This window comes from Neptunitalea chrysea, from assembly GCF_027924145.1.
GTDB lineage: Bacteria > Bacteroidota > Bacteroidia > Flavobacteriales > Flavobacteriaceae > Neptunitalea > Neptunitalea chrysea.
Window position 1 is genome coordinate 63974 of the sequence record NZ_BRVP01000002.1, and the last position, 12905, is coordinate 76878.

At 35.6% G+C, this 12905-nt stretch carries 8 protein-coding genes; 1 reads left to right on the forward strand and 7 read right to left on the reverse strand.

The window, feature by feature from the left end; translation table 11 throughout:
- Positions 1-8: 8 nt before the first annotated feature.
- Positions 9-1406, forward strand: a complete 1398-nt coding sequence (locus NBRC110019_RS01420; RefSeq protein ID WP_281751578.1) for a tetratricopeptide repeat protein — start codon at positions 9-11, stop codon at positions 1404-1406.
- 22 nt (positions 1407-1428) lie between these two features.
- Here NBRC110019_RS01420 and NBRC110019_RS01425 read toward each other — a convergent pair whose 3' ends face one another.
- From NBRC110019_RS01425 to rhaM, 7 genes are all read right to left on the reverse strand, one after another.
- Complete coding sequence (locus tag NBRC110019_RS01425) at positions 1429-3507, reverse strand: beta-galactosidase (protein WP_281751580.1); 2079 nt, start codon at positions 3505-3507, stop codon at positions 1429-1431.
- A 6-nt stretch (positions 3508-3513) separates the two neighbouring features.
- Positions 3514-5058, reverse strand: a complete 1545-nt coding sequence (locus NBRC110019_RS01430) for a rhamnogalacturonidase (protein WP_281751582.1) — start codon at positions 5056-5058, stop codon at positions 3514-3516.
- 14 nt (positions 5059-5072) lie between these two features.
- Complete coding sequence (locus NBRC110019_RS01435; protein WP_281751584.1) at positions 5073-6419, reverse strand: glycoside hydrolase family 88/105 protein; 1347 nt, start codon at positions 6417-6419, stop codon at positions 5073-5075.
- Between the two features lie 44 nt (positions 6420-6463).
- Positions 6464-8308: a rhamnogalacturonan lyase gene (locus tag NBRC110019_RS01440; RefSeq protein ID WP_281751586.1), complete on the reverse strand. Its 1845-nt coding sequence runs from the start codon at positions 8306-8308 to the stop codon at positions 6464-6466.
- Positions 8309-8324: 16 nt separating this feature from the next.
- A complete protein-coding gene (locus NBRC110019_RS01445) occupies positions 8325-11174 on the reverse strand; it encodes a glycoside hydrolase family 2 protein (RefSeq protein WP_281751588.1) in 2850 nt (949 codons plus the stop codon).
- A gap of 6 nt (positions 11175-11180) precedes the next feature.
- Complete coding sequence (locus NBRC110019_RS01450) at positions 11181-12464, reverse strand: rhamnogalacturonan acetylesterase (RefSeq protein WP_281751590.1); 1284 nt, start codon at positions 12462-12464, stop codon at positions 11181-11183.
- A 123-nt stretch (positions 12465-12587) separates the two neighbouring features.
- A complete protein-coding gene (rhaM, locus tag NBRC110019_RS01455) occupies positions 12588-12902 on the reverse strand; it encodes an L-rhamnose mutarotase (RefSeq protein WP_281751592.1) in 315 nt (104 codons plus the stop codon).
- Between the last annotated feature and the right edge of the window lie 3 nt (positions 12903-12905).

The window sequence follows — 12905 nt, forward strand, 5'->3', positions numbered from 1 at the left end:
TATTATTTATGAGTTTTAAGTATAGGTCATTATTTTATAATTTACTGTTTATTTTTTCGGTATCTGTTGTTCAAACTGCTATTGCACAACAAGATGTTGATAGTCTTATATCTATACAATATGAAAGATTGATAGGTGAAGGGAAGTATTCTGATGCTCATAAAATGATAGATACACTTATCACTGCAAATCCTAATAAAGATTCCTATTTTCTTCTAAAAGCAACCGCATATTTAGGAGAGTCTAAGTACAAGGAGTGTATTTCAATCATCGATAAAGCTCCTTATAAGGCTGACTCAAAGTTATTGTATACACATTTAAAGGGCGCTGCATATTTTCTTAATAAAGAACATGAAAAGGCTATTCAAATTCTACAAGAGTATGTAAACAAACATACTGATGGAGCTTTAATTTATTATGATTTGTCTGACTTCAGTTTTAAGATGAATGAGGTAGACAAGAGTATTTCATATTTTAAAGAGGGTCTTGCTATTGATGTAGACCATGACAAGCTTAGCTATTTTTGTGAACAACTTAGAAAAAATGATAGAATAAGCGATGCCTATTCTATCATGAAAATGGCAATTGAAAATGAGACGAATAGGAACAATAAGCTAGTATATGCTCAAGACCTTATAATGTATTATGTTGATGATGGCAGATCTGATTTAATAGCTCATTTTTGTAATAAACTTATTAATGAGTATCCTGATACCGATAAGTTAAAGTTATATAGAGGAATGGCATATGTAACTTTAGAATTGTATGAAAAAGCGCTTGCAGATGTGAGCCCCTTAGTAGCAAAGTATCCTTGTGATGCAAAAGTTAATTATATTATGACAAATGCACTTCATAGCCTACAAAGGTATGGTGAGGTTATAGCGTATGCAGATGAGGCTTTGAAGTGTGAGGATCTCATGGAGGATGTAAGAACTGATATCAAAAGAAAATTAAGCAGTTCTTACTTCATGGTGGAATTATATGATGAGAGTGAAAAAGTAGTTGACGAATTATTACAATCATCTAGTCCAGATGAAAGTTACTTTTTAAAGTTATACTTGTCCTTTAAAAAAAGCGATTTTGAAAATGTAGTTAGGTATTCACAAATGATATTAGATGTAGCTGATTTTTCATATCAAACAAAGGCTATAACTACCTTAATGAAAAGTATGGCTCATTTTGGATTAGGGGAGTATGATAAGTTTTACGAATCTTATATGGAAGCTAAAAATATTAGTGGAGAAGAAGGAGAAGCTATTAAGTATATGTTTGCTGCTTCTAAAGAGGCTAAGAAAACTCAAATACTTTTTAAAGTTTCTGATTCATACGAGTTCGATTATAAGTTGTTGATTCCTAAAAAAATATACAAAAAGATAAATAGAAAATATAAGTTAGATTGGTTATAAAAAATCAGGATATCCTGATTTTTTAATCTACTTTCCAAACTAAAACACCAGCTGTAGGTATCTCTATAGTTCCAATAAGAATTTTTGATTTTTCAGGTATTTTCATAGTGTAAGGTTTGTCAGAATAGTTAAGTGCAATACCAAATCCATCTCTATATTCTACAATTACTCCTTCAGGATAATCTGCAATAGCAATATTTAAACGGTTATATACCTTTTTTAAAACTTCTTTTTCTAGTACTCCAGTGGTGCTATCAGCTCCAACATACACTACAGCGCCTTTGCCTAGTTTATTATAGGTAATTGCTGTTTCACCTTCATAAAAGTCGTTAGCGTATGTAGCCCATTTTTCAGTGGTTTTATAGGGTTTTAAAATATCGCCCCAGCTTTTCCATTCATAGGTTTTATTATCCATGATGATATTATCTATACCCTGAGGCATAGGTAAATCATAAAAAGCAATTTCACTACCAATTAAATTATAAATGGGTTCAGCATGTTTAGCTTCCCATAAATGTCCTTTTTCATCCTGATGTCCAGTTCTGCATGTCATTACTATAGTACCTCCCTTTTTAACATAGGAAGTAAGTTTATCTATTAACGATAGGCTCATTTGTTGATAGGCCGGAATTACAATTACTTTGTAATCTTCAAAATCCGTACTGTCGCGAATAAAATCAACGGGAGCTCCAAATCCTTTCAAGGCTTTGTAATACTTTAAAACATGTGCTTGTGTATTCCAAAGTTTAGTTTGCTTGTTTTGGTTTATAGCTACGGTATTATCGGGTTCGTAAAGAATAGCAGTTTTTCTTTCGTTATATGCTTCTGGTAATTTTGTTCCTTTTACTTCGTTTCTTAGTAAATCAATTTCTTCTATAAATTGCTGATACTCCAACCCTCCTGAAGTAGGAGTTACACCGTCTGTACCTACAATACCGTAATGGTATTGCTCAAATCCATAGATAGGAGCTCTAAAACGATAGGTGCAGGTGAATTTACTACCTCCTACAAATACATGCCATAACCATAATCTAACAGCTCCGGGCAACGGTTGCGGATTTATAGATCCCCAGTTTACTTGTCCGGGTTGTAATTCCATAACTCCATAAATAGGAGAGAGTGGCCGAAAATAATCGTTTGACATGGCTATTCTTGAGTATTCACTTACCCGATATCCTTTATCGCCAATACCTTCAAATTCTCCGTATACCATATATCGGGTATAAGAAATAAAGTCTAGCTCTTTACTGTTACCAATAAAACGAGCATCATACATGGGAATGTAGTTAGTGGTAATCCATTGATTTCTGTTGGCATAGGTTTTTATGGTTTTTGCTTGTTCATCTAAAAAAGAGGATGTTTCTTCATCTCCAAATCTACTATGATCTAAACGTTGGTAAAGATTCATTCCCCATTGCGAACTTTTTGGAAGGTTAATTTGATTAAAATTTGTGTATGTACCACTCCAAAAGTTGGTTCCCCAAGCTTTATTAAGAGCATCTATGGTAGTATATTTTTTTTGAAGCCAATCTCTAAACCGTTGTTGAGCATCTAACCCGTAATCTATCGTAGATCTCGGTTCATTATCTAATTGCCATCCGATAATACGTTTGTCGTTTCCATAATGCTTTGCTAATGCTGCAATCATTTTTTGCGAATAAGCTCTATAATAGTTGTTAGAAAAAGAAGCATGCTGCCTAGATCCATGATCTAATTTTGTTCCATCTTCATTGGTTACAAGTATTTCGGGGTGTTTACGAGTCAACCAAACCGGAGGAGTAGCGGTAGAGGTACACATAACTACTTTTAAACCGTATTTATCAGCTATAGCAACCGCCTTATCTAACCATGTAAAATCATAGACTCCTTCTTTGGGTTCTAGTTGTGCCCAAGCAAATTCTGCAAAGTGCGTGAACTCAAATCCCATGTCGGCCATCTTTTTCAGATCTCTGTCCCATTGTTTTTCATCCCAATGTTCTGGGTAATAATAGGCACCAACCGTGGTTAATTCCTTATCTGGGAAACTCTTTTCTAAGTCTTGTGAATGGGATAATAAAGAGAATATAAAGCAGTAGATAAACAGAAAGAATGGCTTTTTCATTGGTCGTTAAAATTTAGTAATCGAGATGTTTTCAAGGTAGCTATCTTTTAGGTTAGTTACCCTATAATTTGAGAATTTCTGTACATTTTTTAGAACAAATTGATTTTCCTTAGTACTTATTGGGAGATAAATATTGTCTAATGAAATATTGCTTACATCCTCAATATAAAATATAGGACGTTCATCAGGATGTTCATAGGTGATATGAATGTTATCCATAGAAATGTTTTTGGCATGTCGAATATAAAATCCGGATGCAGGCATGGTTCCAAATTCTTGTGGATCAGGATAACCTTCCTCTAGTTCAGGCACCTTAATCTTAGCCATTTGTTTGGTTCCATTTCCTTTCATACTTATCCATATATTACTTAGCATAATATCTTCTACATAATGGTTAGAGATTCCCATAAGCATACTACTGTGTTCTGTACTATTACAAGTTATACTAACATTGTTGATTAATATTCGTTTAAACGTACCCATTTGTAAATCATTAGGGCCACGCATTCTGCTACCCAATCGAAAGAACAAGGGAGCATTTAAAATATCCTTCATAATAATATTACTTATAGTAATATCTTCTAAGGTAGCGCCATCTACCGTTTCTAATGCCAATCCTCTGCAATGTTCAAAGGTACAGTTACTAATAGTGATATTTTTAAAACTCCCGTTAGATTCGGTTCCTAATTTTATGCGTCCGGTTACTACGCCTTTATCAGGAGCCTGTTTTTGTGTGGTTTGATAAGTACCATCTAAAAAAGTACCTTCATCAAAACCATATACAGCACAATTGGTTATGGTAATATTCTCGGTAGCTAAAGGATACCCCAATGCATAGGAACTTTTAAGTACCAAGGCATCGTCATTCGGACTATTGAGTGAACAGTTGCTAATGTGTACAAACCTGCAGCCATCTATGTCTATGGCATCTCTGTTGGTATCAATGGTCACGTTATCTATGGTAAGATTGTTGACACCTGTTGCTAAAATTCCGAAATGACCTCCATGAAGTATTGAAAAATCTCGTAAGCATACGTTTTTACAAAGCTTTAAACTAATGGTTTTATTGGCGAGTCCGTGTTCCCTTTTTCCCCAACGTTCCAAACCTTTACCATAAATACGTCCACTACCTGTAATACCTATGTTGGTCAGGTTTTCTCCCCAAATTAAACTATTTCTAAAATGACTATGTCCAAAATCTTGATATTGAAATTCATCACCCCACAGGTTAGCTTCAGGATCATCATATTGACCATCATGTTCCTTCATATTAGCAGCTATAATGGTAGCTCCGCTTTCTAAGTGAAGCGTAACATAACTTTTTAAGTGAATGCTAAAACATAGATAATTCCCAGCTGGAAACACCACTGTTCCTCCACCATTTTTGGCAGCGGTTTCAATGACTTTATTTATAGCATCAGTATCTAAATAGATTCCGTTACCATAAGCGCCGTAGTCTTTTACATTGTAAAAAACCGTACATGTAGAAGCCTTTGCCAAGCTTATAGCGAGACTTGAACAAACAAAAAGGATAACAAGTTTTAATTTCATTATGATATTAGTTACTATTCATCATAAAACTGTAAAGAACTATCGTTAATGGCAACTTTATGGTTATTAACCAATCTAATCATCTCAGCTCCTGCTAGTAAAACAGGTCCATAACCATGAGCTGCATACACATTTACCGGACGATAATAATAAAACGCAGGATCAAAGCCCATACCGGTACCTACACAGGTACCTTCTATTTGGCCGTTTTTTAAAACTTTGGTTGTTATGGCATTCCATGCTAAACTAACAACAGGGCCGTATACTTTAGGATCTACATAGCCTTTATTAATTGCCTTTGTAATTGCATAGGTATATATTGCGGTTGCTGAGGTTTCTAAATAGGTGTCATTTCTGTCGATTAATTGGTGCCAAAAGCCTGTTCCATCCTGATAGTTGGCTAAACCTCGGATATGTTGTTTTAGTAGCTGAAGTACTTCTTCTCTTCCAGAATGATTTTCAGGTAATACTTCCAACAATTCTACCATTGCCATAACAGCCCATCCGTTGGCTCGTGCCCAATGAAATTGTGGATGTTCTTCCATTCCTTGTATCCAACCGTGCATATAAAGCCCTTTTTCCGTATTAAACATACGTTCGCTAAATTGTAGAATTTGCTTTATGGCATCGTTATAATACTTGGTTTCCCCTGTGTAACTTCCCATTTGAGCCAAAGCGGGAATGCTCATAAACAAATCATCTAACCAAAGTGAATTAGGTTGCGGACGATTTCTGGCTAATGTTCCATCCGGTAGACGAAATTGTTTGTTAGAGATATAATCAATATACACATGGATAAAATGGTCATACTTTTTAGTGCCCGTTTCTTTAGCAGTTTTAATCATGGCAGCACAAATAGCTCCACAATCATCTAAGGCATGCGGGTGTACTGAATGGTATAATGAATAGTTTGTATCCCGATTTTTAGCTTCGAATTTTTCAAAGGCTTCCAAAGATGCTACCAAAAAGTCAAGTCGCTTAGTGGTATATTTTAGATAAACAGGATTGTTAGTAGCAGTAGTAGACAATAGCATCCCTGCATAGGTAACGCCCCATTCATAGCTAGTTAATCTAAAATCTCCCGGTTTCATTATGGTAGCGGCATCTACTTTCGTATTATTTTTAAGTTCTTTTCTGGTAGTTTTATCAATAAGCACCATTGGCGTGGTAGCCTCTAAATAGGTATAGATATTGGTAAGTACTTTTTCTATATCATTTACTTTGGGTGCTTCATACGGTACAGGATAATCAGGTTGTAACAAGTGAAGCGGGGTAGTAGCGTCGTTAACTTTTTGAGCGAAGCTACATTGTAGGCTACCTAATGCTAAAAAGCCTACGTATATAATTATTCTTGATTTCATAGTGTTCTAAATTCTGAATTAGTAATTGTTGAAGCTATATCCTTTTATTGATTGTAAAAACCTTCTAAATTCATATCTGTACCCAAATAAAAACTAGGATGTGGAGGCTGATTATACCCTACATTTTGCCAAACTAGACTTAAACGATATTGTCTGTCTTGTAGTAAAGTGGGAAGTTTAATATCAGTGGGGTAAGTAGTGCAATAAACCCTTAACTCTGTATTATCTTCACTTCTAAGAATAAGTTCTTCTCGCCAGTCCCCTAAGATATCACCAGATAAAACGGGAGTGGCTTTTGTTCCGTTGTTAGATACAGCACCATCGGCTTGTAATAAAATGCCATGATTGTATTTTAAAATATAGTTACGGTCTAATATTTCTCTGGTAGGGTCTCCGTCCCACCAAATCAGAAAGTTCTTTTCCTTTGGTGCTTTACCTATTACATTTCCTTTAATATCGTACAAATCAGGATCGTCACTCCACCACATTTGAGCTCCTTTTCTGGTGGTGTCTATATTGCCACAAACGCCACGACCTACATCTTTGTTTGGGGAAGACTTAAATAGTAATTTTCCATTTTTAGCTTTGTATAAGGTAACACCAGGACCAGTGGTGGCTTCTTCAATTTCGTGAATATTAAAAATTTCAAGCCCGTCTATATCCGGATTTAAATCACCTACGTGTAAGGCGTCTCCATGTCTGTAGCCTGTACTGTATAAGCCGGTACCATCATCGTCTATAGTCATTGCACCAAATATAATTTCGTCTTTATCGTCATTGTCTACATCGGCAACAGACAAGCCATGATTTCCCATACCGGAATAGGGATGTTCTCTATTTTCAGAATCAAATACCCATCTTGAGGTAATCTGATTATTTTTAAAATCAAAGGCGGCTAATACAGACCGACCATAATAGCCTCTGCACATAATAAAACTTGGATGTTTACCATCTAAAAAAGCAACTCCCGCAGTGAATCTGTCTACTCTATTACCATCGTGGTCGTTTTTACCATTTCCACCACGACCACCCCAAGTACCAATATTACCTCTAGGAGGTATATAGTCTATGGTGGCTAATGCTTCTCCGTTGACTCCACTAAATACAGTTAAGTATTCAGGACCTGTTATAATTTTTCCGTAGGTATCAGAGTTAGGGCTGGTATCTCTCCAGTCTTTGGTAGCATTTCCAATACTATTTCCCATACCATCTTTTGTACCATCAGCGGTTTTGCATACCATTTCGGCTTTGCCATCACCATCAAAATCATAAACAAGAAATTGAGTATAATGAGCGCCTTCTCGTATGTTTTTCCCTAAATTGATTTGCCATAATAAGGTACCATCCATTTCATATGCTTGAAAAATAGGAGGGTCGGTTAATCCTCTATGTGAATTGTCATGTCCTATTCCGGTTTGATGCAATACAATCTCTAGTTGTCCGTCTCCATCTAAGTCGGCCACAGCAGCATCGTTTGGTGTATAGCCTTTAGGTGTTTGTAAGGGGATAGAGAAGTAAGGTTTTGGAGTACTTTCAGTATGAATGGTAAATGTTCCTTCTTCTTGAGTCTCCTTCTGGTGTTGAACACTTCTTATAGTATATGTATAATCTACAGTATCTTGTATCGTGTTATCTATAAACCATGTTTTTTGAGTGATAGGTGCTGAATTCAGTTTTACAACGTTTTCGTTGTTTGACGTACGATACACATTGAAGCCAAGTGTTTCTTTATCTTTTTTAAAAGAACGCCAACTTACAAAGGCATCATGATCACTTGTTTGAATCACCACAATGCCTCTGTCTAACTGTTCTTTTTGTTCTTGTGCCAAGAGTATGGTACAAGAACAACATACAGTATATAGTGTAAAAAGTTGTTTTATAAATTTCATAGCATATTTACTGTTGTTAATTAATTGAACGGAAATCAAACCATAATTTCATGGTGATTCCATCGTCTCCACTTTTGATTCGAATGTTGGTTGGTTGACTAGAGGAGCCTTGCTGATCTAGTGGTTTAAAAGCTCTCATTCCAGGTATTTCATACATAAAAGATAAATTACCTTCAGGAAATTTAGGCTGTGGGAAGCATTTACTAATACTGTTTTTAGGAGTATCTGGTGTAAACAGTCGTAAGAATAACTGATCTGATTCACTAAACAAACGCAAAGGATTAGTTCCCTTTAACTCTCCTGCAATAAAGTTGGCGTGGTACCCCTTAAATTCTGGGTATATCAAGTTTTCAAAACTTTCTCCTGTAATGGTATTGTTATAGTCTTTATACCAAATATTGTATTCTACACCGTCTAATCTGTTTTTCCATACATGGTAGGGGCCTTTACCAAACCACTTAAATCCGGTGACTCCTTCTTCTTGGAATGTAAAACTAAGTCCGAATTTATCAATGGCTCCTTCAAAAAAGGCACCGTCAAAACCATTGGTTCTTCCAGCATCTTTTAGCATCAGGGCTTTCATGTATAAACGGCCATCGTTGTACATAACCCATTTAATTTTTTTAATACCTCCACTATAAGAAACCAAACAGGTTGCAGTACTATCTGTCGTAGAAGTTTTAAAACTTTTTACTTCAGCTTTCATACCTATAGGTGTAGGCCCGTCTGCAAACGGAATCAATTTTTCTTTGTTATAAATTGAGATTATTCTTCCGGTAGATTTGTCTAATGTTATTTTGATATCGGCTCCGTTTAAGGTAACGTCTTTTTCATTCTCTGTAACAGTGGCTCTATTCCTATTTTTAGTTGCCAACATAAATTTATGAGCATAATAATCAGCATGATGAATTTTCCATGTCCACGTATAAATTTCACGTCCATAACTGTCTGTTGCGGTTAATTCCAACCAATCTCCATTAAAATCAGTAACGTCAAAAGGAATGTCCACTTTTCGTGTTTCACCGGGTTCAATGCTTGGTAGCATAACAGTACCTTGATGCAAGGAGGTTATTTCAGCCTTACTATAAAAAGTATGTTCATTAGCTTTCTGTATTTTATAGGTAAAGGTGCATGTATTCAGGTTGGTGTATAAATACTCATTCGTTATGTATATAGTACCTTTAAAGCTCTCTGTTATTTGTAAAGGAGCTATTTGTATGGGGGACCAAACTTCTTTTATAGTGTAGAAACTACCTTCTTTTTCTCTATGTGGTCCTAGGGCTCCATCCGGAGCTAAGTTTCCTTTTGAATCGTATTGTTGTGGTCCTATCCAATCACTTCTTTTAACCGCTTCATCACTAAACACCCATATAAATCCTCCGGCAAATAGTGGACTTTCTTTGTAATGTGCCCAGAAGTCTTTTAACCCTGCACCAATACCATTATCATAGGTGCCATGCATAAATTCGGTAGGGAAAAATACATTTTCTCCACTTCCAAAACGGTGAACTCCTGTTTGGTAGGTAGGGTAGTGGTGTGCATCCCATCCGTTGAAATCAGCCCAAGGGTGAATCACAATTCTGTTTTGTGGATCGTATTTAGCAAATTCATCGTCCAATTCTAAATTCCAGCCTCCTTCATTTCCTTGATCCCATATAATGACAGATGGATGGTTTACATCTCTTTCTACCATTTCTTTAATTAGTTTTGTACCTAATGGAGTATCATAGCCATTTTGCCATCCGGCAAGCTCATCTAAAACAAAAAGACCCAATGAATCACAGGCTTCCAGAAAATGAGTATCGGGAGGGTAATGACCGCGTACTGCATTCATGTTCATATCTTTTATAAGATTTACATCCAGAATACTAATACGTTTACTGGTACTTCTACCAGACTCTGGCCAAAAGGTATGGCGGTTAATCCCTTTCATTAAAATTTTGGTTCCATTAACATAGATACCATCTCGTTTTTTAAATTCTAAGGTTCGGAATCCAATTCGTTTTTTAATAGTATGTAATACCTCACCATTTTTCACTAGACTCAGATGTAACCAATACAAATTAGGAGTTTCAGGAGACCATGGCTTTACCTTATTCCAGGTAGTTTTAAGATGCTGTTTAGAAGTTCCTTTATTTGCTTTAATAGTGACTTTTTCAAAAGTTTCATTGGTATCACCATCTGGCTCTAAAGTAGCAACTATAGAAGTGTTTTTAGGAATCTTTTTAAGATCAATATCAGCTTCTAAGGTACCGTTCATTTTAGCATCTATAGCTATATGGGCTATATGGCTTTCAGGTAATATGCTTAACCATACAGGTCTGTAGATACCTCCAAATAACCACCAGTCTGCTTTACGTTCTGCATTGTTTACGGAGGCATTAGCCGAATGCTTCCAAACATGTACTTCTAAGAGGTTTTCTTTTTTGTAACTGATTAAAGGAGTAATGTCATAACTAAATTCGTAAAATCCACCTTGATGAATAGGACCGGCTAGTTTGCCATTTATTTTTACTTCCGTATCAGTCATAGCCCCACCAAAATGGATAATTACTTTTTGGTTTTTATAATTAGTAGGAACACTAAATTTATATGTATAGAATCCTTCTTCTTTACTAGGTTCTTTTTGGTTTAATTCACGATACCATCTGCCATAGGTATAGGTTCCAAAACTTTCTGTTTCCCATTGAGATGGTACATTAATGGTGGACCATTCATTACTATGTTGACCATCGGTTACTTTAAAATCCCAGGTCACAGGATGTTCAAAATCGGTTCCTGATAGCATTATGGTGGTGGTTTCTTGTGCCAATAAGCTTTGAGCAAGACCTAAAGTAAAAAGAAGCAATACTTGTTTTAATTTCATAATTGGTTAGTTTCCGTAAGGTTTGGTATTATCATATCTAGGACTAGGTGGTACATTCCATACAGAGATGGTGTTAGGATGATTTGCATCATATACGGGAATATTCTTTTTAAGGTATTTCCCTAGTTTTACTTTTTGTTTTTTAATATCATTTATGACTGCTAAAGCAATTTCATTGGCGCCAAAACCATTGAAATGGGTATTGTCTTCCAAATTAAAATCTTGTCCGGGAAATGTATTTGCAGGATATTGAACAAAGGCATTTCTGGAGTGGCTGTCTCCCCAAGACTCATACATTAAGGTGGTGAGTTGGGTAACATCTATAAGTGGAACATCTAAAGTCAATGCTACTTTTCTCATAGCATCTGGGAAGTCACCATGAGTTTCTACCAGCTTATTATCTTTAAAGAAACGTCTTTGTGTGGGCGTTACCAAAATAGGGATGGCACCTTTTTCTCTTGCAATTGCTATGTATTCTTTTAGCGTATTTGTATATAATCCATAAGCTCCGTTACCTTCTCCTTTTATTTTTTCGTCATTATGGCCAAACTCAATTAATAAGTAATCTCCTTTTTTTATTTGAGAAGCTATTTTTTCAAGGCGTCTCATATTTTTAAAAGATTGTAATGTAGCACCTGAAAATGCATAGTTTGCCACCACTGCTTTGTGGTTAACATATGCCGGGAGAAATTGTCCCCAGGAAGCCCAGGGTTCTACATCCTGATTGGTTACTGTAGAATCACCTGCTAAATAAATGGTAGTTAGTTTGTGTGCTGGCGTTATTTTAATTTCACTTACGGTTGTTGAACCCAAAAACTCCAAGGTTAATTTTTTATCCCAGTCCATTTTAGGAACTTCACGATCTTTTAAAATCACTTCTTCATTAGTATCTCGTATAGTTGTATGGTATACATGGACATTAAAAGTAACCTCTAGGCTTTTTCCTATTGCAACATATTGATTGGCAATAATTAACTCTCTGGATTCTGCTTTTATTGTGGTATTACAAGGTTTTTTTACTCCTTTTAAAATAGCTGTAATTGTATAGTTACCTTCGGGTAACGCTACTGAGAAATAGGTCGATTTAGCTATGGTAAATCCTTCTTTATTAAAAGTGACATTACGGGCGGTATTGAAATCAAATCCATAGCTACCAGTAGCTAAATAAGTGATTGGTTTACTAATCGTATATTCGGATGACTCGCCGTTTGGGTTAAATGAAAACGTTTGAGAAAATGCGGTTACGCATATGAAAAATGTGACAATACTTGCCTTACTATTTGGTGTCATTAGAATGTATGTTGAGTATGCCTCACAATTTGGGGCTTAATTTTTAGTTGTTCTAAAAATAACGGTATTTACAAAAATAGGTATCCTGTGCTGTTCTGACAGAACCAATATCATTTCTAATGGTTATTTCATATAGAATACTTCCTTAAGTGATAGTGCTATAGGGGAATTATCAGGATTTACTTCCATAATATCACACATATAATCCCACCATTTTTTCATAATAGGATGATTTGGCAAATCGTTTACAGTGTTGTTATCAGTAACCTTTTGTATGGCAAATAGTACATTCGTTTCTTCGTCAAGAAAAATAGAATAATCACTAATTCCGGCAGCATGTAAAAGGGTTGCTAACTCTGGCCATATTTCATCATGTCTTTTTTTATATTCTTGTTCGTATCCCGACTTTAATTTCATTTTAAAAGCAATTGTTTTCATAGA

What these genes read in the sequence shown, in the direction of transcription:
- NBRC110019_RS01420 (WP_281751578.1), top strand. Translation starts at nt 9, where the DNA reads ATGAGTTTTAAGTATAGGTCATTATTTTATAATTTACTGTTTATTTTT.
- NBRC110019_RS01425 (WP_281751580.1), bottom strand. Translation starts at nt 3,507, where the DNA reads ATGAAAAAGCCATTCTTTCTGTTTATCTACTGCTTTATATTCTCTTTA.
- NBRC110019_RS01430 (WP_281751582.1), bottom strand. Translation starts at nt 5,058, where the DNA reads ATGAAATTAAAACTTGTTATCCTTTTTGTTTGTTCAAGTCTCGCTATA.
- NBRC110019_RS01435 (WP_281751584.1), bottom strand. Translation starts at nt 6,419, where the DNA reads ATGAAATCAAGAATAATTATATACGTAGGCTTTTTAGCATTAGGTAGC.
- NBRC110019_RS01440 (WP_281751586.1), bottom strand. Translation starts at nt 8,308, where the DNA reads ATGAAATTTATAAAACAACTTTTTACACTATATACTGTATGTTGTTCT.
- NBRC110019_RS01445 (WP_281751588.1), bottom strand. Translation starts at nt 11,174, where the DNA reads ATGAAATTAAAACAAGTATTGCTTCTTTTTACTTTAGGTCTTGCTCAA.
- NBRC110019_RS01450 (WP_281751590.1), bottom strand. Translation starts at nt 12,464, where the DNA reads ATGACACCAAATAGTAAGGCAAGTATTGTCACATTTTTCATATGCGTA.
- rhaM (WP_281751592.1), bottom strand. Translation starts at nt 12,902, where the DNA reads ATGAAAACAATTGCTTTTAAAATGAAATTAAAGTCGGGATACGAACAA.